Consider the following 22776-nt stretch of genomic DNA (forward strand, 5'->3'; position numbering starts at 1 on the left):
TGTGCCCGATCCGAGACACCTGATTCGACGGTCAGCGGGCCGGACCGATGTGTTGTTCCAGGAGCGTGCGGAACGACGCCATGTCCTCATCGGACGCGAACGCGCGGTGCGGCACCGAGAGCGACGCCGCGCCCTCGTCGAGCGTCTCCAGCACGAAGCCCTGCCTGGTCTCGGTCCAGCCCGGCAGCTCCTCCCAGACGATCTCCTCGCGCACCGAGTTGCCCACGGCCATCCGGAACGACTGGTCGTCCGCGCTGCCGACGACGGTCCGGCTGATCATCTCGTCGGACGAGAAGCGCCACCACACCGCGACCGGCTCCATGAACCCGATGACCAGGGCGCAGACCAGGCCGAACACGGCCGCGGGCACCATGCCGTCGAACCCGAACAGCAGGACCGACGAGAACACGCCGAGCACGACCGCGAACCACGGCGCCCACCGGAACATCGGCACCATCGCCCGCAGGCTGGCCCGCCAGTCGGCAGGGGAGGGCGCCCATTTGAAATCAACGCTGTCACTCATATCGCCCCGCATTCTGCTGTACGAGAAGCGCCGCCGCCTGGAGTTGCTCCACATCGACGGGTCCGGATTCGGTGCGTAGCGTCGTCTGCGTGACCCAGAACCTGGCCCGCACGGCGGGCGAACTGCGCGCCGCCGGGCACCTGCCGCGCGGCGTCAAGACCGAGATCAGGGAGAACCTCCTCGCGGCCCTGCGCGAAGGACGCAACCCGTGGCCCGGCATCGTCGGCTTCGACCGCACGGTGCTTCCTCAGCTCGAACGCGCGCTGCTGGCCGGCCACGACGTGGTCCTGCTCGGCGAGCGCGGTCAGGGCAAGACGCGGCTTTTGCGCACGTTGGTGACGTTGCTGGACGAGTGGACGCCCGTGATCGAGGGCTCCGAGCTGGGCGAACACCCGCTCGACCCGATCACCCCGGAGTCCCGCCGGCGCGCGGCCGAGCTCGGCGACGACCTGCCGGTCGTGTGGCGGCACCGCGACGAGCGCTACGCGGAGAAGCTCGCGACGCCCGACACGTCCGTCGGCGACCTGGTCGGCGACGTCGACCCGGTGAAGGTCGCCGAGGGGCGTTCGCTCGGTGACCCGGAGACGATCCACTACGGCATGCTGCCGCGGGCGCATCGCGGCATCATCGCCATCAACGAACTGCCCGACCTGGCCGAACGCATCCAGGTCGCGCTGCTGAACGTCATGGAGGAGCGCGACATCCAGGTCCGCGGCTACACGCTGCGGCTGCCGCTGGACGTGCTGCTCGTGGCGACCGCGAACCCGGAGGACTACACGAACCGCGGCCGCATCATCACGCCGCTCAAGGACCGCTTCGGCGCGGAGGTGCGCACGCACTACCCGTTGGAGATCGACGCCGAGGTCGACCTGGTCCGCCAGGAAGCCGACCTCGTCGCCGAGGTGGGCGACCACCTGCTGGAGATCATCGCCCGGTTCGTCCGCCACCTGCGGGAGTCCTCCTCGATCGACCAGCGTTCCGGAGTCTCCGCGCGGTTCGCCGTCGCGGCGGCGGAAACCGTTGCGGCGTCGGCACTGCGCCGGTCCGCGCTGATCGGTGAGACCCCGGCGATCGCCCGTCCGATCGACCTGGAGTCAGTGCCGGACGTGCTGCGCGGCAAGCTCGAGTTCGAGGCGGGGGAGGAGGGGCGCGAGGACGAGGTGCTCGTGCACCTGCTGCGCCGCTCGATCGCCGACACCGCCCGTGCCCGCCTGGCGGGGTTGAACCTGAGGGCGCTGGCCGAGGTCGTCTCGGACGGTCACCCGGTCGCGACCGGTGACCGCGTGCACGCCGGTGACCTGCTGGCGGCCCTGCCGGAGCTGCCGATCCTGCACGAGGTGGCGGCACGGATGGGCGCGGGCCCGAAGGACCCCGTCGGCCGCATCGCCTCCGCCGTGGAACTGGCCCTGGAGTCGCTCTACCTGACTCGCCACCTGTCGAAGGACACCTCCTCCGACGACGACCGATCGGTGTACGGATGAGGTATCGCTACGGACGCTGGGGAGGCGGCGCCGACCCGCTGGCGCCGCCGGTCGACCTCCGCGCGGCCGTCGACGAGCTCGGCCGCGAGATCATGGAAGGCGCGTCCCCGTCGTCCGCGTTGCGCGAGCTCCTGCGGCGCGGTGTGGACGGCACGCGGGGTCTGGACGACCTGACCTCGCGGCTGTGGCAGCGCCGTGCGTCGATCCAGCGCCGGCACCGTCTGGACGGCACGCTGTCCGAGGTCCGCCAGCTGCTCGACAAGGCGGTCGAGGCCGAGCGCCGCGCGTTGTTCCCGGACCCGTCCGACGACGCGCGCTTCCGCGAGGCCCAGCTCGACGCCCTGCCGCCCGGTACCGCCGCGGCCGTGTCCGAGCTGTCCTCGTACGACTGGCGCTCCTCGGAGGCCCGCGAGGCGTTCGAACAGATCCGCGACCTGCTCGGCCGTGAACTGCTGGACCAGCGCTTCCAGGGCATGAAGGAAGCACTGTCCAACGTGGACTCCGAGGACGTGAAGCGCATCCAGCGCATGCTCCGCGACCTCAACTCGTTGCTGGAGGCGCACGCTTCGGGCTCCCCGGACACGCCGCGCCTGTTCGACGAGTTCATGCGCAAGCACGGCGAGTTCTTCCCGGAGAAGCCCCGCAACGTCGACGAGCTCATCGACGCCCTGGCCGCCCGTTCGGCCGCCGCGCAGCGCATGATGAACTCGATGACCGACGCCCAGCGCGCCGAGCTTTCGGCGCTGTCGCAACAGGCCTTCGGCGGAATCGGCTCCCAGCTGTCCACTCTGGACTCGTTGCTGCAACAGCTGCGGCCGGGTGAGGACTGGACGTCCTCGGCTCGCTTCCGCGGCCAGGACCCGCTGGGGCTGGGCGAGGGCGCGCAGGCGATGGCGGACCTGGCCGAGTTGGACGGCCTGGCCGAGCAGCTGTCCCAGTCGTATCCGGGTGCGCGCCTGGAGGACATCGACCTGGAGGCGCTGGAACGTCAGCTGGGCTCGTCGGCCTCCGTCGACGCCCGCCGGTTGGCGGAGCTGGAGAAGGCGCTGCGGCAGCAGAACATCCTGGAACGCGCGCCGGACGGGTCGTTGCGGCTGACCCCGAAAGCGTTGCGGCGCATGGGAGAGACCGCTTTGCGCGGCGTCGTGGACCAGCTGCGGTCGTCGCAGGGCTCGCGCGACACCGTGTCCGCCGGCGCCGCGGGCGAGCTGATGGGGTCGACCCGGCCCTGGCAGTTCGGCGACACCGAACCCTGGGACGTGCCGCGCACCCTGCGCAACTCCGTGCTGCGCTCCGGCTCGATGTCCCTGGACGTCGTTGATCTGGAGGTGTCGGAGACCGAACACCGAACGCGTGCGGCTGTCGCGTTGTGCGTGGACACTTCCTGGTCGATGGTGCAGGACGGCCGTTGGGTGCCGATGAAGCGCACGGCCTTGGCGCTGCATCACCTCGTGCGCACCCGTTTCCGCACTGATGCGCTGCAGTTGGTGACGTTCGGGCGTTATGCCGAGGCCGTGGACATCGGCCAGCTGACGGCTCTTGAGGGTGTGTGGGAGCAGGGCACGAACCTGCACCACGCGTTGTTGCTGGCGGGGCGCCACGTCCGCCGCCATCCCGATGCTCAGCCCGTGGTGCTGGTGGTCACCGATGGTGAACCGACCGCGCACCTGGAACCTGACGGCGACGCGGAGTTCAACTACCCGCCGCTGCCGCGAACGCTGACCAAGACGCTGAACGAGGTCGACGCGCTGGCCCGGCTCGGTGCGACGATCTCGGTGTTCAAGCTGGGGGACGATCCCCGGCTGGCGCAGTTCGTCGACATCGTGGCCCGGCGTGGTGGTGGGCGCGTGGTGTCGCCGGACGAGGAAGGGCTTGGTGCGGCCGTGGTCAGCGACTACCTGAAGTCACGGCGCAAGCGTCGGTGATACGCCGCTTCGTGCTCGCCGTCGTGCTGAGCGGCGTGCCGTCGACCGCGCACGCACTGGCGGTCGGCGACTCGCCGTTGCGCGCTACACGGGCCGCCGGGTCGTTGGTCGGTGGTGGTGTTCGTGCCGGCGTTGTCGTGCACCTGGGGGTGTCGGCGTTCTGGATGTTCGTGCTGACACGGCTGCGAGTGCGTGGTGTGGTCGGTGGGGCGGTGGCCGGGTTGCTGATCGCCGCCCTCGACCTGGAGGTGATCGGGCGCCACAACGTCCAGATCCGTTCGTTGCCAAGGGTTCCGCAGTGGCTGGACCACGTGGCGTTCGGCGTGCTCGCTTGTTCAGTCCAGGTGGATCGCCGACAGGCGGGGTAAGCGGCGGCGCATCTCGGCCGCGTCCTCGAAGTCGAAGTCCCAGGACGGGTCGAGAGGCAGGCGTTCGCGGCGTTCCCAGGCCTCGTCGGGGAGGTCCGCGCCGGTGACCGCCCGGTGCGCGTCCCAGGCGACGGAGAGCATGTCCTCGCAGACGCCGGTGCCGCCGTACTCGTCGGGCAGCAGGGGCAGGTCGGCCAGCGAGTCAGGGTCGGCCACGGCCGACTCGAAGACGTGCCGGCCCTGGGTCAGCAGGTAGGCACGGAAGTAGTCGAAGCTGTCGTCGGAGCAGCCGCCCCGGATCACGTGGGCGGCGGCCCACAGCGGGTGCAGGTAGGACGCGTCCATCAGGCGCCACAGGGCTTGATGGGTCGCCACGATCTCGGCCGCGGGCCGGGACGTGAGCTGGGCGGTGGCGTTCGCGACCACGTCGCAGCAGGTGTTGGCGTCGGCGCGGGCCTGTTCGATCAGGGCCCAGAAGGTGTCCACGGCGGTCAGACCTCGTAGAGCGCGGCCAGCTTCGGCAGGCGCGCGGCCAGTTCCTCGCCGTCGTCGAAGTCGAACTCCCACTCCGGGTCGAGCTCGGGATAGCGGATCCGGAACGCGTCCTGCGGCAGCTGCATGCCGGTGGCCTTGAGGTGGGCGTTCCAGGCGATCGACAGGGCCTCCTCGCACTCGAGCTCCACTTCGGACTCGGCGGCGGCGATCACGACCGGAAGCGAGGCCAAGGAGTCCGGCGATGCCAGGACCGAGTCGTGGACCTCCTGGCCCTGGGTCAGCAGCCAGCCGCGGAAGTAGTCGAAGCCGTCGTCCGAGCAGCCGCCGTTGATCAGGTAGGCCGCCGCCCACAACGGGTTCTGGTACGACTCGGCCAGGAGGTCCCACAGGACCTGTTGGGCCGCAACGATCTCGGCAGGTGGGTGTGCGGCGAGCAGGGTCGAGGCGGCGGTGGCCACCGCTTCGCTGTCGGTGGGGTCGGGGACGCTCGCGCGGGCGTCGGCGATGAGGGTCCAGAACGTTGTCGAGTCCACGCCGTTGAGCTTGGCAGGCGGGTCTGACAATTTTTGGCCTGTCGACGGCCGGGCAGGCAAGTTGCGCGTGCACCTGTTCAACTGGCTGTGACTGACTGACTGCGGTCCGTCGCACGCTGCAAGGCGCCGACTTTCCTGGACGTCCCCGGCCCGGCTCGTACTAGGTTGGGAACATGATCAGGACTCTGTTTCGTTCGCTCGAGGCCGTGCACGGAATGATCTACTTCGCCCCGGAGGCGGAGTCGCGGTACACGAGTGCCGGGCTCGACCGGTTCGGCGGGTACTTCGCGTCACGGGCGGCCGCGCTCGGGGAAGCGAGCGCCGAGGTCGTGATCGCGACGTTCTACAACTTCAACCCCGCGATCGTGCGGGCGCGCATTCCGCAGGCATGGGAGAAGGTCACGCCGCAGCGCATGCTGGAGCTGCGGTGGGAGGCAGCGGACGAGGCGCTCAAGAAGGTGCTGCCGGACGACCTCAAGGAGATCACCGAGCTCGCCAGGCGCGCTGCTGAGCGGGCGAAGGAGACGTTGAGCGGCCGGCCGTTGTTCGCCGCCCACGCGCGTTTGCCGTGGCCGGACGAGACCCGGCTGCAGCTGTTCCACGCTCAGACCCTGCTGCGCGAGTTCCGCGGCGACGGCCATCTCGCGGCGTTGCTCAGGCACAACATCACCGGTATCGAGGCGCTCGTCCTGCACGTCGGGACGGGTGACCTCCCGGCTCAGGTGCTGCGCACAACGCGTGCGTGGTCCGAGGAGCAGTGGGCCGCGACGGTGGCGGATCTGCAGCAGCGCGGGCTCATCGGTGAGGACGAGCTCCTCACCGAGAAGGGGCGCGAGTTGCGGCAGGGCATCGAGGACGACACGGACCGCATGGCCGCGCCGGCCTACGACGTGTTGTCGGACCAGGAGAAGCAGCGGTTCGTCGAACTGGCCACGCCGTTGAGCAAGGCCGTCGTCGACGCGGGGATGATTCCCGGCCGGCGCTGACTACTCGGTCGGCCCGTCCCGTTCTGTCGAGGCGAGCGCCTTCTCGGTGACTTCATCCTTGCCGGCCCTGTGCTTTCCGGGATGCACCAACGAGAAGTGCGCCTCGTCCCGCATTCGCTCGACCATGTGCGGGTAGTGCAGCTCGAACGCCGGGCGCTCGGAACGGATCCGCGGCAGCTCCTTGAAGTTGTGCCGCGGCGGGGGCGAGGTCGTGGCCCACTCCAGCGAGTTGCCGTAACCCCACGGGTCGTCCTGCGGTGCCGGGTCGCCGTAGCGGTAGGAGCGGAACACGTTGAACACGAACGGAAGTACGGACGCGCCGAGCAGGAACGAGCTGATCGTCGAGATCATGTTCAGCGTCGTGAAGCCGTCGGAGGCGAGATAGTCGGCGTACCGGCGCGGCATGCCCTCGTTGCCCAGCCAGTGCTGCACCAGGAACGTGCCGTGGAAGCCGAGGAACGTCGTCCAGAAGTGCAGCTTGCCCAGCGGCTCGTTGAGCATCCGCCCGGTCATCTTCGGGAACCAGAAGTAGATGCCGGCGTAGGTGGCGAACACGATCGTGCCGAACAGCACGTAGTGGAAGTGCGCCACCACGAAGTACGTGTCGGACACGTGGAAGTCGACGGCGGGCGAGGCCAGCAGGATGCCGGTCAGGCCGCCGAACAGGAACGTGACCAGGAAGCCGATCGAGAACAGCATCGGCGTCTCGAACGTCAGCTGTCCCTTCCACATCGTGCCGATCCAGTTGAAGAACTTGATGCCCGTCGGCACCGCGATGAGGAACGTCATCAGCGCGAAGAACGGCAGCAGCACCGCACCCGTGGCGTACATGTGGTGCGCCCACACGGCCACGGACAGCATCGCGATCGCCAGGGTCGCGAACACCAGGCCCTTGTAGCCGAACAGCGGTTTGCGGCTGAACACCGGGAAGATCTCGGTCACGATCCCGAAGAACGGCAACGCGACGATGTAGACCTCGGGATGGCCGAAGAACCAGAACAGGTGCTGCCACAGGATCACGCCGCCGTTGGCCGGGTCGAACACGTGCGCCCCGAGGTGCCGATCCGCCGCCAGGCCCATCAACGCCGCGGTCAGGATCGGGAAGGCCAGCAGGATCAGCACGGACGTCACCAGGATGTTCCAGGTGAAGATCGGCATCCGGAACATCGTCATGCCCGGCGCCCGCAGCGTCACGACCGTCGTGATCATGTTGACCGCGCCGAGGATCGTGCCGAGGCCGGACACCGCCAGACCCATGATCCACAGGTCCGCGCCGACGCCCGGCGAGTGCACGGCGGACGAGAGCGGCGTGTAGGCGAACCAGCCGAAGTCCGCCGCGCCACCGGGCGTCACGAACCCGGCGACGACGGTGGTGCCGCCGAACAGGAACAGCCAGTACGAGAACGCGTTCAGGCGCGGGAACGCGACGTCCGGCGAGCCGATCTGCAGCGGCAGGATGAAGTTCGCGAACCCGAACAGGATCGGCGTCGCGTACAGCAGCAGCATGATCGTGCCGTGCATGGTGAACAGCTGGTTGTACTGCTCGTTCGACAGGTACTGCAGACCTGGCCGCGCCAGCTCGCCGCGGATCAGCAGCGCCATCACGCCGCCGATCATGAAGAACGCGAACGACGTGGTCAGGTACATGATCCCGATCTGCTTGGGATCTGTGGTCTTGAACAGCGAGAGGAAGTACGAGCCCTTCGGCCGCGCACGCGCCGCCCCCGGATGGGGCACTACTGGCGTTGGCTTGATCGTGGTCATCGCGCCTCCTCCGTGCAGACGACAATCGTCCTCCCGGTCAGACCACGGGGCAATCCATGACGAGCACCGCGGAGGTCACCGGGACCACCGGAGCGCCGACTGAAATGCCGCTGACCTGCACGTAGTACGCGCCGGGGGGCAATCCGCCGAATGTGATGTCCATGGTCTCGGAGATCGCCGGGCTGCGCGATTCGACCTGTTTGCCCTGCTCGTTCAGCAAGGCCACCTTCAACGCCCGCGGGGTGGTGTTCTTCAGCTCGACGGTGACCTCCAGATCCTCGCTGACCAACGCCAGGTCGGGCACGCTGACCTGCGGTTCCGTGGCCGTGACGTTCCGGGGGATGATCTCTTTGGCGGTCAGGAACGACTCGACGGCGTCCAGTACTGCCGCGTTGTCCTGCAACGACGTGTGCTGCTCCGTCACGCGGTGCAGCGTGTTCGACGACAACGCCAGACCCCGTCGAGCCGCACCCACAGCCGGAACCGTCGCATCGCCGTACAGGTCGTTGCCCTCGTACGTCCGATAGCAGCTGACTTTGCCGTCGGCGATGCGTGCCGTGGTGGCCGTTGGCTGCTTACCGCCGAGGATCGCGTACGTGCGGTCGGCGAACGAGTCGGTCAACGCGCCGTGGAACGCCGCCGCGTCCTCCACCATCTTGGTGTTCAGCTCGGGCAACGTGGTCTCGGTCGTCTTGACCAGCCCGGACGGCGACTCGATGCACGCGTACTCGGGCAGCAGCTGGTGCAGCGACGGCATGGACCGGGCGAACTCGGTCAGGTCGACCGCCAACGGTCCGAGCCCCTTGCGCACGCCGTTGACCAGCTGTTCCAGTGCCGACGCCGCACCGCGGTACGGCGTGCCCATCGTGATCAGCTTGTCTGTCCGCTCGGCCATCCCGCACTGCTCGATGCACCACCGTGCGACCAGCCCGCCCATCGAGTGGCACACGAAGCTGACCTTGGCGTTCGGCCCGATCCGGTCCAACGCCTCGTCCACGCGTCGAGCCAGCAACGCGCCGTTGTAGCGGTTCGACAGCCGCCAGTCGTAGGCGAAGAGGATCAGGTTGCCCTTCTCGACGGTGTAGCCGAGCGAGTTCATCCGCTTGGTCACCCGGTCGTAGCCCTTCAACGGTGACCAGATGCCGGGAATCACGTGCAGATCCGACATCAGCGCGACCGGCTCGATGCCGTCCTGAGGGTGTTCGTCACCGATGCCCGCCGGCAGCTTGAGCCGTTGCAGGCTGCGGCCCAGCGACAGGACAGCGCGCAGAGCGGCCTTGCCGGACACCTCCCAGACCACGCCGTCCTTGTCGCGCAAGGTGCTGCCGAGAATGCCCGGCAGGACGACGACGAGATCACTCATCAGGACTCCTTCGTCGATAGCCCTGCGGAGCAGGGCAAGAGGCGGGTGTTCGCACCGAGAGCGAGAAGCCGTCGGGTGTGCTCGGTTGGTCGGTTCGGGCGATGACCAAGCTGTGGATCGGTCTACCGCCGGGCTGGCGGGACGTGAAGTCTGTGGAGCTTGTGCAAGACCGATGGTCGGTACTCCGACCCTCGCCGTGAAAGCGGGTCGGCAACGAGTGGTGAAGCAGAAAATTCACCCCATGAGGGGTGAATCTCCTTGCAGCAGCTGGGAGAGAGGTCAACAGGACTCCTCAGCGAGTTTGCGGATGAGAGTGAGCAGCTTGAGGTTCGCGGGCACCAGATAGGTCAGCTCACGGATCCACGCCAGACGCTGGTTCGCGGCGGGCAACGCCAGACGTCCGTCACCGGCCCGAGCGCGCGCGACCACCTTGTACAGCCCCGCCAGCGCGTGCGGCTCCAACGCCGTCACGGCCTGGGTGAGTGCCTGGGGTGACGCGCTCGCCGCCAGTGCGCGCAGGATCTCGGTGACCCGTGCGGGGTCTTCCAGCGCGTCCAGCACGAGGTCGACCACGTCGCTGTCCTCGTCGGCCAGCATGAGCAGCGCGTGCACGGGCTTGTTGTCGTGGATGTTGCGCAGGACTTCCTTGTCCAGCAGCTCTTCCCGGCGCGTCGCCAGCAGCTCGCGGCGGCGGGCGGGCGTGGCGTCGACGAACTCGTCCGCGAGGCTCGCGAGCAGCCACGGCCGGTACGCGAGCGGCACGCCCTGTTGCTGCGCGGTCGTCCGCCGCGACTGGAGGACCTGCGCCTCGATCAGGCTTGTGCCGTACAACGCCTCGGTGACCGCGACGTCCGCGTCCGTCGAGAGCAGCTCGGGGTGTTCGAGCAGGATTGCGCGTTCGTCGGCGTACGACCGTGCGAACACCCACCGCCGTGCGGTCTGCAAGAGCGTGCGGTCGACCGTCAGCCAGTCCGGTGAGGTGTCCCAAGGCCACGGACCCGAGTCGTAGTGACGGCGGGCGATGTCGTGCACGTCGTGGATCGCCTGGCGGGACTGCCCGACGTGGGTCAGCGCCTGGCACAACCACTTCGCGGCCGCCGGATCACCGGCCCTGGTGGCCGCCGCGCGCAGCATCAGCAGCGTCGCGAGGTGCGGGCCGGTGAACCGGGCGGTCACCCGTTCCCAGGTCTCGTCGACGATCTCGGGCTGCTTCAACCCCGCGCAGATGGTGTCGAGCGTGAACAACGCCGCCGCGAGCGTGGACAGCCGGTCGCTGTTCTCCAGGCAGACTTCGACGGTCCGCAGTCCGGTCGCCAACGCCTCGCGGGGCTTGTCCGCGTCGCGCTGGCGGCGCATGAGGTTGTGCAGCGCCTGGCTGTGCATCCGCAGCCCGTCCGCGAGGTCCGCCGCCTGGCGCGCGGTGTCGAGCGCCTCCGCCCGCAGGTTGATCGTGCTGTAGGCGACGCTCAGGCTCAGCGCGGCGTCGGCCAGCTGCGGGCGGAAGGCGGCGTGCCGGCCGAGCGTGCCGCTGATGTCGGCGGCCTGCTGGGTGATGCGGCCGGCCTCGGACAGCCTGCCCAGCGCGACGTAGTCGCGGCTCAGCTCGACCAACGCGCTGACCAGGTCCGCGAGGAACACGGGGTTCGTCTGGGCCAACGAGTAGAAGAGCTCGACGGCCTGCTTGGAGCGTTGCATGGCCTCGTAACGCCGGCCGGTTTCGCTGCACCGGTTGGCAAGGCACGTCATCGCGCGCGCGAGCGGAGCATCTGTGTCAACGGCCGCTACGGCGTCACGAGCCGTGGACAACGCCTCATGCCGTCGTCCCAACATCGCGTAGACATCACTCAGATCCACCAGTGCACCACTGAGGTGTGCCGCGTACGTCGGGTTGTCACCGCCGTGCGTCGTCGTCTTCGCGATGCGTTGCGCAAGGCGTTTGTGCGTGAGGCTTTCTGCGGTCGTCGGGGTCGAGGCGACCAGCTCGCGATACCGCACCACGGCCTCTTCGGCGGGCGCGACGGCCTGCTGGAGCCGTCCGGCCTCGCGGAACCGCCGCCCGAGCAGGTTCTGCACGAAAGCCAGGTCCGCCAGGTACATCCGGGTCGTCGGCACGAGCGCGCGGAAGTGTTCGGCGGCCTCTTCCAACGGCGCGATGGCCTCGTCGCCGCGGCCCCAGTGCATCAGTTCGTTGGCCGCCGTCGTCGCCGCGAGTGCGATGTCCGGCAACAACATCCGGTTCATCCCCGCGAGCGCGCGCAACCCGTCCAACGCCCGCGTGCCCGCGTGCCCGCAGTGCCGCCACGCGTACTTCCACAGGTAGCCGGGCACGTTCGGGGGGACGCCCGCCTCCATCCGCTGCCGGTACAGCTCGATCAGCGCGCACGCCACCTTCTCGGCGTCCGGCGCGAACACCGCGTCCCGGCTCGGCGCGAACTGCGGACGCAGGTGGTCGGCGAACGTCTGGTGCGTCAGCTTGAAGACCGCCGTGCCTTCCTCACCGTCCTGCACGACGTGACGGCCCAGTTCGGTGAGCACGGCCGTGATGTCGTCACGGCCGAACTCCTCGCCGGACAACGCCTCCGCCACCGCGATCCACTCGGCTTCCGGGAAGCCCGCGCCGTAGCTCCACGTCAGCGCGGTCAGCAGCGCACGCGCAGACGGTACCTTCGCGAGTTCACGGTCGAACGCCGCGTCCAGTGAGAGCTTCAGGTCCGCGCTGAAACTGTTCCCGGCGTCGGCCAGCACCTGATCGGTGATCATCCACGCGGTCAGGAACGGCAGCTTCGCCAGTTCGTCCACAGTGGACTGCGGAGCCTGGGGGCCCAGCCGTGCCACCACGTAGTCGCGGACGTCCGCCTCGTTGTCGGCCTCGTCGAGGTTCAGCACCTCGACCGGCGACAGCTCGGTGAGCAGGGGAGCGCCACCCGCGACCCGGTGCGCCTGCCGGGTCGAGACGATCACGACGGCGTGGTTCGCGAGCTTGGTCAGCAGCGAGGTGGCGATCGAGAACGACTCGCCGCGGGCCTCGTCCAGGCCGTCGATCACGAGCACCGGCGGCGAGGTGAGCGTGCTGACGACACCGACGAGTTCGGCGGCGCCCCGACGGGGCCCGTCGGGTTCGGGGACGAGCCCGGCGCCCACGAGCTGGCGGCTGAGCAGGTCGGCCACCCGGTCGGCGTCCATCGCGCGGGCGTGCACGGCCGCGTCGACCGAGTCGGGGCCGGGGTCGGCGTGCCGGAACGACGGACCCGCGGTGAGCAGCAGGTCGCGTTCCGCCGGGTTGGACAGGCTCACCACCCGGCCGACGACCGCGGACTTGCCGGTGCCGGGCGAGCCCGTGACCACCCGCAGACCCGGCACGCCGGACTTGATCCAGCCGACCACGCGGTCCACCTGGGCGGTGCGGCCGGTGAACCACGAACGGTTGTCCGCCGAGTCACCACCGCGCGCGGCGAGCAAAAGATGCTTCACGACCGTGTTCGCCGCATAGAGCGGGTTGGGCAGCATCGGCTGTGCAGACCCGTACTGCATAAAGCGCGGCCGCTGCACATCGCTGTCCCACGTGTTCAGCAACGCCGTGCCGACCGCGCCACCGTCCACCAACGCCGTGCGGTCGCTCCACCGCCGTGCGTCCTCATCGGCCGTAGGCCCCGCACGCAGCAGCTTGCGGAGTTTCCCGCCGAACAGGCCGTCACGGGCCGTTTCGACGCTCGAACACGACACCAGCACGCCCGCCCAGTGCACCTGGCCGGCCAGCAGTTCCTCCTGCACGGCCGCGACCGTGCGGACGGCCTCGTCGAGCTGGGCGCCGGAGTAGCAGGCGTCGATGATGATGAGCACCTGATGGGCGCCCGACGCGGCACACCACAGCGCGAACTCGTGCAGCATGATGCCGTCGACCACGCCGTCGTTGTCCTTGGCCAGCAGCCTGAGGTTGTTCGCGACCGGGATCGCGTGCCCGCTCCACAACGCCACCAGAGCGCCGCCGTCCTGCGGCTGCGTGCGCAGCCCTTTCATGTGCGCGCGGACGTCGGCCTCGGTCGGGTCGGTCAGCGGGTCGCCCTCGTAGCCCTTGAGCAGGGCGCGCAGCTCCCGCACGTCGCTCACGGCGTGCTGCAGCGGCTGCACCAGCTCATAGGAGCCGACGCCGATGCCGACGAACCTGCCTCTGACCCTTTCCTGCATGCGTCACTACCCCCTGCACACACGTCGTCCGGCGCAGATGGGCGTTACCTGGGGTAACTCACATGGGTGAATCCGGCGAATCACGCCGCGGTAATTCAGTCTGGGCCGAATCACCCTTGGCCGAATCACCCTGGGACGAATCACCCTTGGCTGAATCACTCTGGGGTAACTCGATGTTGGTGTTCTTCTCCAGGAACCTCAGCAGCTCCACCGGGAACGGCAGCACCAGCGTCGAGTTCTTCTCCGCCGCCACCTCCACGATCGTCTGCAGCAGCCGCAGCTGGAGCGCGCCGGGCGTGGCCTCCATCGTCCCGGCGGCCTCGGAGAGCTTCTTGGACGCCTGCAGCTCGCCGTCCGCGGTGATGATCCGGGCCCGGCGTTCGCGTTCGGCCTCCGCCTGCCGCGACATCGAGCGCTTCATGCTCTCCGGCAGCGCCACGTCCTTGATCTCGACCCGGTCGATGTCGATGCCCCACGCCAGCGCGGGGGTGTCGATCATCAGCTCCAGGCCCTGGTTGAGGTGCTCCCGGTTGGACAGCAGGTCGTCGAGCTCGCTCTTGCCGATGATCGACCGCAACGACGTCTGCGCCACCTGCAGCATCGCGAACCGGTAGTCCTCGACGTTGATGACGGCCTTCGCCGGGTCCTGCACCTTGAAGTACACGACGGCGTCCACGCGCACGGTGACGTTGTCGCGCGTGATGCCGTCCTGCGCCGGCACGGGCAGGGTGACGATCTGCAGGTTGACCTTCCGGAGCTGGTCGACCCCGGGGATCAGCATCGTCAGCCCCGGCCCGCGCACGCCCTGCTGGAGCTTGCCGAACCGGAACACCAGTCCCTGTTCGAACTGTTTGATCACTCTGGCGCTCATGGCGAGGCTCAGGCCTCCGAGCGCGACCAGTCCGCCGAGGATTTCTACGATCATGAGACCCGCCCTTCGACCGGCGAATGCCCTTGATCCCCAACGGTACGCCTGGGGTCCGACAATTTGCTCCAGCTATCCGCAGCTCAGCACCGCACCTGCCCAGTCGGCGTGATCGTGCGCGTTGCCGTCACCTCCATCGGTCACCCGGAACGTCAGCACCGTTGCTCCACTCGTGTCCACACTGATCGGCACGGCTGCGCTCTGTCCGGTCAGCACAGGGCTTTGGTAGACCGACCGGTTGTCTTTCAGGATTTCGAACCGGACGCTGCCGCTACCGCCCGTCTCGTCGTCGACACCGATCGTGGCGGCCAGGGTCGAGCACTTCCCACCCGTGTAGACCTGGAACTCGGAGTCGGCGTGCGCGCCGACGCCCCGGTCGAACCTCGCGCCCCGGATGCTGATCGGGTTGCCGTCATCGCCGGCCTGCTCGCCGTTGCTGCGGTCCCGTTCGACCGGGCCCCAGCCGTTGCTCTCGTTGAGGAACTCCAGCCCCGACACCACCGCGTTTCCGGTCGGCGCGGGAGGCGTGGCGGTGAAGTCCTTGGTGAGGGTCGTGGTCCCTTTGCCCGTGGAGACCTCGACGAACACCGGCCGGATGCCCGTCGCGCCGCCCTCGCGCTTGACCGTCACCTTCGCGGAACCGCTGGTCAGGTCGACGGTCGTGGGGAAGACCGACCAGTTCTCCGGCGCGCTCAGCCGGGCCGTCATCGTTCCGGGGCACGGCTGGGTGACCACGAGCTCGGCCTCGACCTGCTCACCCGGTTCGAGAGCGGTGTCGGTGGCGTTGAGCTGTGCCGTGGGGCCGCAGTCGACGTGACGGCCTAGTTTGCCCGTTGCGGCCTCCACGGGCGTGAGCGGGCGCAGCAGCACGGAGTACGCGTACTCGTTGCCCGCCTCCACCTGGTACTGCGGCAACGGCTCGTGGAACGTCTCGCTGACACCTGAGACGCGATGGGACGTGTGCAGGGTGTTCCAGCCGTCGTTCTTCTTGAGCGCGAACGGGTATGGCGCCCGGTCTAAGTCGTCGTACTGCGACACACGGACGTCCAAGTCGCCCGCGACGAGCAGGCCCGCACGGCCGTTGGACAGCGTTGCCCAGCGCGTGTCCGCGTGGTTGCCGTAGTCCTGCGGCTTGTAGTAGTCGTTGAACTCCCGGTCCGCAGTGGACTGGTAGACGCCGACCGGGTTACCCGCTTTGCGGTCGTCGTAGTTCTCGCCGGGACCACGGCCGTACCAGGTGAACTTCCGGTAGTCCTGCGGCACCTTCAGCGTGAAGCCGATGTTCGGCAGATAGCTCAGGTCGCGCATCTTGTCCCGTGCCGCGACCCGATGGCCGACGTTGATCTCGCCGTCACCGGTGATCCGGTAGGTGAAGGTCTGGCCGAACGACGCGTTCTGCACGGCCTGCGCGGTGGACTTGGCGGTGATGACCGTGTCCGTGGCGTTCTGGGTGACGGTGACGCTCGACGGCGTGGTCGTGAGGCGGTCGAGTCCGTTGCGATACCAGGAGTTGTCCTCGCTCATGAACTCGTTGGACAGCGGGGCCCGCCACGCGTCCAGCTCCGGTCCGGTCTTGAGCAACTCGGCACCGCGCACGCGCATCGACGTGAGCGTGCCGGACCTCTTGCTCACCACGTACCGGAAGTCCTTGCCGGACACCACGATCTCGTGGTCGTTCTGGGTGGTCGTCAGCCTGCCGGGGAAGCCCTCGGTGTGCAGGCCGGCGATCTGCGTGCCGCCCAGCGGGAACTGGCCGACGCCGACGTCGTTGCCCTGCCGGTCGGTGGCGCGGACGGTCAACCAGCGCTCGGTCGCCGCCGTGTAGTCGGGGAACGGGAGCGTGCCGGGTTGGAGCTTGCCGCGGTGCTGGGCGATCGTGCGGCCGTTGTCCTGGACCTGCCAGCGCAGTTCGAGGTCGTCGGTGCCGGTGAACTGGCGTTCGCTCACGATCGTCAGCTTGTTGTCCGCGAAGGAGAACCGGATGGGGGAGTGGACCGCCATCAGCTCGGTGGCCTCCGGCTGCGGCCGGCGATCCGCCCACACCACGCCGTCCACGCCACCGGTCCCCGCGCCGTAGGACTGGTGGCGGCCCTTGTCCTCCAGCTTCTCGAAGTCGAGCGCCAGCACGGCGGTCTTCTTGGGGTCCTGCGCCAGTTCGGCGTCGGACAGGGCGCGGTGGTAGACGCGGACCTGGTCGATCACGCCGTGCGCCATGCGGGTCTGGACGTTCTCCTGCATGGTCTCGGCGTTGCGGCCGATGTTGACCGGCCAGTGCGACCAGTCGATCGTGCCCGTGTAGTTGGTGGTGGCGACTTCCTCGCCGTCGATCAGCAACCGGAGCTTGGTGCCGTCGAACGTGCCGGTGACGCGGTGCCAGTTGTCGTAGAAGTCGGCGGGGACCTGGGCCTCGACCGTGCGCCAGGTGCCGCTGTGGATGAAGAACTGCAGCGTGGTCCGGTTGGCCATCTTGAGCGCGTACTGGTGGTCGCCCTTGGAGATGACCGTGAAGTCGCCGGTCCACGCGGCGGGCTTGACCTGGGCGTCGAGCGTCAGACCGGAGCTGACCTCGTCGAGCTTGCGGTCGCGGTAGACCTCCACGAAGTCGTCGAGTCCGCTGAGCTGCAGCGCTTTGCCGTGTGGTCCGTCCACCTGGGACGGTTTGCCGGACAACCAGCTCATGATGCCGTTGGCGTCGTCCGGGGTGGTGTAGAGCGGAAGCGCGATGTTCTGTTCGGCCCAGTCCCAGATGAAGCCGCCCTGCACCTGCGGATAGGCGCGCACGACGTCCCAGAACTCCTTGAAGTTGCCGAGGCTGTTGCCCATCGCGTGCGCGTACTCGCCCATGATGATCGGCTTGGTGGTCGTCTTCGCCTTGGCTTCGAGACTGGCGGGCGACGGGTAGCGCGGCCCCCAGACGTCCGCGAACGGCGCGTCGCCGTCCGGCGAGTTCGGCTGGTGGTACAGCGGGCGGGTGTCGTTCTTCCTGGCGTACTCGGCCATCGTGTGGTGCGCCTTGCCGAGGCCTGCCTCGTTGCCGGTGTCCCACATGATCACGCTGGGGTGGTTCTTGTCGCGCTGCATCATGGCGACGAACCGGTCCTGGAACGCGTCCTGCCACTCCGGGCGTTCCGCGAGGCAGTTGTCCGGGCAGCCGTCGTGGTGGTGGGTCTCGACTTCGACCTCGTCGGCGATCATCAGGCCGTTGCGGTCGGCCAGCTCGTAGAAGTACGGGTCGCTCGGATAGTGCGAGGTGCGCACCGCGTTGATGTTGAACCGCTTCATCAGCTGAACGTCTTTTTCCTGGTCAGCGCGGGTGACGTAGCGGCTGCCGTGCACGCTCGTCTCGGCCCGGTTGGTGCCGCGGAACAGGACGCGCTTGCCGTTGATCTTCAGCTGCCGGTCGATGATCTCGATCTTGCGGAACCCGACGGGCTGCTTGCCGGTCTGGATCACGCGACCGTCTTTGCGCAGCTCGATCCGGAGCTCGTAGACGTTCGGGGTCTCGTCGGTCCACTTCAGGGGGTTCGCGACCTTGCCGTCGACGACCGGGACCTCACGGCCCTGCGGGTCGAAAAGCCTGGTCCGGACGGTGTGGCCCTCCTGAGGACCACCGATCTCGACGTCCGTGCTGATGGTGGCGTCGCGGTACTGGGCGTCCAGGTCGGTCCTGATCGTGACGTCGCTCAGGTAGGTCCGGGGCGTCGAGTAGAGCCAGACCTCGCGGAAGATGCCGGAGAACCGCCACTGGTCGTAGTCCTCCAGGTGGGAGCCGGAGCCCCAGCGGTGGACCTGGACCTTCAGCGTGTTGCGGCCGGCCTTGAGCTTGCTGGTGATGTCGAACTCGGCGGGCGTGTAACCGCCCTGGTCGTAGCCGACGTACTTGCCGTTGACCCAGACGAAGTATCCGCTGGTCACGCCCTCGAACCTGACCAACGTGCGGTCCCGGTTCTGCGGCAGGTCGAACGTCTTTTCGTAGACGCCGGTGGGGTTGACGTCGCGCGGGATGGCCGGCGGGGCGTCCGGGTACATCTCGGTGGGGATGTTGCGGAACATCGGGTGGTCGAGGAAGTCGGTCTGCCACGTGTGCGGCACCTTGACGGTCCGCCAGCCGTCGGGGGTCTCCCGGACGTCCTCGGGTTTGTCGAACATCCGCAGGCGCCACTCGCCGTTCAGGCTCAGGCGGCGTTCGGGCTTCAGGTCCGGGTGCGGCGGCTCCTGGTTCTCCCCGGTCATTCTGGGATTCTCCAGGTACGCCAAGGCATCCAGGGGTGCGGCCTGCGCGGTCGCAGGGGAGATCGAGAGTGCTACCACCGTGGCCACGACGACACGAAGCATGCCTTCGGAAGCTAGGGGCGCGCTGACAACGTCGTCAACGAATGTCCGATCTTTCTGTCCTGGTCCGATCGGGGTGGTCGTCCCAACAGCCGGAAACCGCACTCCACTCGGCGGCACGCGTTAGTGTCGAACACATGCAGACCTGGTCATCGATTCCTGTGCCGCGGGTTCCGGGGGACCCCCGCCCGCTGCGGCTGTTCGACACGGCTACGGGCGAAGTGCGTCCCACGGCTCCAGGAGACACCGCCAGGTTGTACGTCTGCGGGATCACGCCGTACGACGCGACTCACCTCGGCCACGCCGCTACCTACCTGGCGTTCGACCTCGTGCACCGCGTGTGGCTCGACAACGGCCACAACGTGCACTACGTCCAGAACGTCACCGACGTCGACGACCCGCTGCTCGAGCGGGCCCTGCGCGACCAGGACGACTGGGTCGTGCTGGCCATGCGCGAGACGGCCCTGTTCCGCGAGGACATGGAGGCCCTGCGCGTCCTGCCGCCGCAGGACTACGTGGGCATCGTCGAGGCGATCCCGGAGATCGTCGAGGTCGTCGCGAAGCTGGTGGCCGACGGCCACGCCTACCGCGTCGAGGACGCCGAGTACCCGGACATCTACTTCGAGTACAACGCCACCGGCCGGTTCGGCTACGAGTCGAACTACTCGGAGGAGACGATGCGGGCGCTGTTCGCCGAGCGTGGTGGCGACCCGGACCGCCCGGGCAAGCGCCACCCGCTCGACGCACTGCTGTGGCGCATGAAGCGTCCCGGCGAGCCGTCCTGGGCCTCGGAGCTGGGCGAGGGCCGCCCCGGCTGGCACGTCGAGTGCAGCGCCATCGCCCACAACCGCCTCGGCATGGGCTTCGACGTCCAGGGAGGCGGCTCCGACCTGATCTACCCGCACCACGAGTACTCGGCCGCGCACGCCGAGGCCCAGACCGGCGAGCACCCGTTCGCCCGCCACTACGTGCACGCCGGCATGATCGGCCTCGACGGCGAGAAGATGTCGAAGTCGCGCGGCAACCTGGTCTTCGTCTCGAAGCTGCGCGCCGAGAAGGTCGACCCGAACGCCATCCGGCTCGCCCTGCTGGCGGGCCACTACCGCGCCGACCGCCCCTGGACCCAGTCCCTGCTGGACGAGGCCCTGGTGCGGCTCGACAAGTGGCGCCGCGCCGCGGACCTGTCGACCGGTCCGTCCGCTGTGGACACCGTCACGCGCCTGCGCGACCACCTGGGCAACGACCTGGACACCCCGAAGGCGCTCGCCGCGATCGACGCGTGGGCCGACGAGGCGTTGGCGCACGGCGGTCAGGACAAGCACGGGCCTTCGCAGATCCGCACGGCCGTGGACGCGCTTCTGGGCGTGGAGCTCTAAATACCTTGGGTGGGCGCCCAGCCGGCGCCCACCCAAGATCAGCATTCCCAGCGGATGCCGTATCCGTAACCCGTCTGCAGATCTGTGAACGAGACCAGGACTTCACCGAAACTGTTTACCGCCAGGCGGTCATGGCCGCTATCGATCTCGTCGGCGTTGCGGTGGAACACGTGGTCCACACGCCAAACGTCGGACGGCATGGTCTGCTCGCCGAATCTCGCGACCAGTTGGAACCGCTCGCACGGACGCTCCGGCCACAACACGAACTGAGGACTCATCGGTTGGCCGTGTGGGAGGCTGACCTGCAGCACAAAGTCATGCAGCTCGCCTGCCCGCAGTCTCCTCGGCAATCCCAGGTGAATCAGGGTGCGACGCGGAGATCGTTGTTCTTTTGACAGCAGCTGAGCTCCGTGCAGCACGGTCACGTCCAGGTTCGCGGGCGTGCCGTCGTCGCGGCGCGGCAGCGTTAAGCCCCACGTGATCCGGTCCAGGCCATCGCGGCGCGCGATGATCGTCCGGCTTTCGGTGCAGCGTGGCGTGTCACCGTCGAGGTTGAGAATTGTCTCGACCTCCCGCAGGTGCCAGGTGTGGTCACGAGAAACCAGCATGGTGTTCTGCCTCTCCAAGGGTGTGAACGCTGCCTCGACCAGCCTCGTCATCGCCTCATCGATCCGTCGTCGGCACGTGCCGGGGCTGCGATCTTGTTCGGTCGCCAGCCAGTCAATCCGTTCCTGCAGGAAGCGGAACTGCGCTTCCGGGTTGAGCCCCAGCGGTGTCGTGACAGCGAGGCGAAGGTGATGCGGCAGCTGCTGCGTCGTGGTCTGCACCCAGTCGCTGATCTTCTGGCGAATCGTCTCGGGGCCGTCGAGAGCGGTGAGGTCGCAGAGTTGGAGCAGTACGGGGCCGACTTGTGTGTCGACGTTCGACGCATGCACGCCACGTCCTCGGCTCAGCCGGCGGAGGTCACTGAACAGCGCTTCGGGTCCTGATGTGGCCACGGGCAAACCCACGGACTGCTGTTGCGGCGACCGCCTCGATCCTGAGGCGCGGTCGAACGCCCTTACCCACGGCTCTCGCGACCGCATGGATACCCGGCAGGCGTTGAGGATCGTGTGCAAGCTGTCGGAACGCAGGGGCCGGGGATCGGTCAACCAGCGGTGTGCGGACGTCGGCTTGATCGGATGGCCTGCCGCGTTGGCGGCGTCGCAGAGCGCCTTCGGCGTGAAGAGCCCGGACTGGTGTACCAGCAGGACGAGTTCACGATGAAGGTCGTCCCATGTCTCCACCAGGTCGGGATGCGGAGGCCTGGTGGAGCCCCTGCTGCGGGCGGTCTCCCGTCTCCACACGTGTTCGGCCTCCACCAGCGCATCCTCGCGCCCGCACTCGCGGACAAATGCTGTGATCAGCTCGAGCGTTGGCACCGTTCGCCCACTCAACGCCTCTGACAGCGACGCCTGGGAGTAGCGCGTTCGGGCGGCGAGCTGAACCAGGGAGAGTTCGGTGGCATCGGCGTAGATCGCACGCAGGTAGATCGCCACGACCGCGGCGGGGCTATCGACATCCGCCATCGGTTTTAGCCGTTTCTTCCCCATGATTGCTCAACTCACCCTGTCCCTCCGCTGCTGGAGTACTCCTGTCGGTACGAGAACGGTCGCTGCCACCACAACCGCACCAAGCAGCACAAAGGTCAACAGGACTCGAAGTTCTGCCTCACGCGCCTCGAAGGGCATGATCGACTCGCCCGGCTGGGACGTGGTCAGCGTTTGGACGCGTGACAGCACGGATTGCAAAGGCGCTGGCGCCGCGAGGATGATGTGATTCACCGTCTCAGCTCTCTGTCGTGGTCCTGACGAATTGGCAGAACGAGCGTCGGGAGCTGCCGTGTCCCATGAACGACGTGTTCTGCTGTGCGGTTGATAGCCGCCGTCGGGAGCACGGGTCAAGACATTCGGGCTCCGCGCCGAAGAACGTGACAGAGATGGTTCGATGTTCAGGTCAGATCCCACAAAAGTGGCGCAATCTTCGGCTGTATGCCCACGGGATGCTGATGTGCGTCGGATGCTCGGCAACTGCCCAGGTCAGCAGTAGTTGGGCGGTGACCTTGATCTGTCGAGCGATTGGCCAGGTTACCTGCTTAAATTCGGTCACCGCCACCAGGCAATATGGTGCTTGCCCTCTCGGGGAGGGCGCCGAGTCTCGCTAAGGTCCAGACGAGTCCGGTGGGGTAGACCCCTTGCTGCCGCTTGTGGGAGCTGCCGACGTGTTCGGTGGGGTGACCGACAATGTCGGTCACCCCACCGCGTGCCCCTGGATTCCGTGTTCGCGAGAATAGATTGTGCTGAGCGAATCAATTCCACTCGATCTATAATGTGGATCACTCAGTCGCCAGGTTCGTCGTGGTCTTCAGTCTTCTCAGCGGCGAACTCTGGAAACGAGGCCTTGGTGCGACGGCCACGACAAGCACGGGCCGTCGCAGATCTGTACGGCCGTGGACGCGCTTCTGGGCGTGGAGCTCTAACG

At 68.0% G+C, this 22776-nt stretch carries 14 protein-coding genes; 5 read left to right on the forward strand and 9 right to left on the reverse strand.

The annotated features are described in order from the left end of the window. Positions 1-31: 31 nt before the first annotated feature. A complete protein-coding gene (locus tag G7043_RS18060; protein WP_166046814.1) occupies positions 32-457 on the reverse strand; it encodes a YcxB family protein in 426 nt (141 codons plus the stop codon). 155 nt (positions 458-612) lie between these two features. Here G7043_RS18060 and G7043_RS18065 point away from each other — a divergent pair, with 155 nt between their 5' ends. Genes G7043_RS18065 through G7043_RS18075 form a run of 3 tightly spaced genes read left to right on the forward strand, consistent with a single transcriptional unit; the run spans position 613 to position 4297 of the window. After that, positions 613-2004 carry a sigma 54-interacting transcriptional regulator gene (locus tag G7043_RS18065; RefSeq protein WP_166046815.1) on the forward strand — a complete coding sequence of 464 codons (1392 nt, stop codon included), beginning with the start codon at positions 613-615 and terminating at the stop codon, positions 2002-2004. Next, positions 2001-3929: a vWA domain-containing protein gene (locus G7043_RS18070; protein ID WP_166046816.1), complete on the forward strand. Its 1929-nt coding sequence runs from the start codon at positions 2001-2003 to the stop codon at positions 3927-3929. Before G7043_RS18065 ends, G7043_RS18070 begins: the two co-directional genes overlap by 4 nt. Beyond that, positions 3926-4297: a hypothetical protein gene (locus G7043_RS18075; protein WP_313887944.1), complete on the forward strand. Its 372-nt coding sequence runs from the start codon at positions 3926-3928 to the stop codon at positions 4295-4297. The genes G7043_RS18070 and G7043_RS18075 overlap by 4 nt, the downstream gene beginning before the upstream one ends. Here the strand turns inward: G7043_RS18075 and G7043_RS18080 are convergent. After that, positions 4265-4783 carry a DUF4240 domain-containing protein gene (locus G7043_RS18080; protein WP_166046817.1) on the reverse strand — a complete coding sequence of 173 codons (519 nt, stop codon included), beginning with the start codon at positions 4781-4783 and terminating at the stop codon, positions 4265-4267. The genes G7043_RS18075 and G7043_RS18080 overlap by 33 nt on opposite strands. Positions 4784-4788: 5 nt before the next feature. Beyond that, positions 4789-5325: a DUF4240 domain-containing protein gene (locus G7043_RS18085; protein ID WP_166046818.1), complete on the reverse strand. Its 537-nt coding sequence runs from the start codon at positions 5323-5325 to the stop codon at positions 4789-4791. 173 nt (positions 5326-5498) lie between these two features. Between G7043_RS18085 and G7043_RS18090 the strand changes: the two genes are divergently transcribed. Then, on the forward strand, positions 5499-6311 hold the full coding sequence (locus G7043_RS18090; RefSeq protein WP_166046819.1) for an SCO6745 family protein: 813 nt from the start codon (positions 5499-5501) through the stop codon (positions 6309-6311). On the opposite strand, the gene ctaD is transcribed toward G7043_RS18090, so the two are convergent. The 5 genes from ctaD to G7043_RS18115 all read right to left on the reverse strand — a co-directional run bounded on the left by ctaD (position 6312) and on the right by G7043_RS18115 (position 18883). After that, entirely contained in the window at positions 6312-8075 is a 1764-nt protein-coding gene (ctaD, locus tag G7043_RS18095) for an aa3-type cytochrome oxidase subunit I (protein WP_166046820.1), read from the reverse strand. A 37-nt stretch (positions 8076-8112) separates the two neighbouring features. After that, positions 8113-9438, reverse strand: coding sequence for an esterase/lipase family protein (locus G7043_RS18100; protein ID WP_166046821.1), 1326 nt, complete (start codon positions 9436-9438; stop codon positions 8113-8115). A 279-nt stretch (positions 9439-9717) separates the two neighbouring features. Next, positions 9718-13623 carry an AAA family ATPase gene (locus G7043_RS18105; RefSeq protein WP_166046822.1) on the reverse strand — a complete coding sequence of 1302 codons (3906 nt, stop codon included), beginning with the start codon at positions 13621-13623 and terminating at the stop codon, positions 9718-9720. A 58-nt stretch (positions 13624-13681) separates the two neighbouring features. After that, positions 13682-14548: a slipin family protein gene (locus tag G7043_RS18110; protein WP_166046823.1), complete on the reverse strand. Its 867-nt coding sequence runs from the start codon at positions 14546-14548 to the stop codon at positions 13682-13684. Between the two features lie 72 nt (positions 14549-14620). After that, positions 14621-18883, reverse strand: a complete 4263-nt coding sequence (locus G7043_RS18115) for a glycoside hydrolase family 2 TIM barrel-domain containing protein (RefSeq protein ID WP_166046824.1) — start codon at positions 18881-18883, stop codon at positions 14621-14623. A gap of 134 nt (positions 18884-19017) precedes the next feature. On the opposite strand from G7043_RS18115, the gene mshC reads away from it, so the two are divergent. After that, positions 19018-20256 (forward strand): cysteine--1-D-myo-inosityl 2-amino-2-deoxy-alpha-D-glucopyranoside ligase, encoded by a 1239-nt coding sequence (gene mshC / locus G7043_RS18120; RefSeq protein WP_166046825.1) that lies wholly within the window; start codon positions 19018-19020, stop codon positions 20254-20256. Between the two features lie 38 nt (positions 20257-20294). On the opposite strand, the gene G7043_RS18125 is transcribed toward mshC, so the two are convergent. Beyond that, positions 20295-21848 carry a helix-turn-helix domain-containing protein gene (locus G7043_RS18125; protein ID WP_166046826.1) on the reverse strand — a complete coding sequence of 518 codons (1554 nt, stop codon included), beginning with the start codon at positions 21846-21848 and terminating at the stop codon, positions 20295-20297. Positions 21849-22776 lie beyond the last annotated feature (928 nt).

The organism is Lentzea alba (assembly GCF_011067745.1).
GTDB classification, from domain to species: Bacteria; Actinomycetota; Actinomycetes; order Mycobacteriales; family Pseudonocardiaceae; genus Lentzea; species Lentzea alba.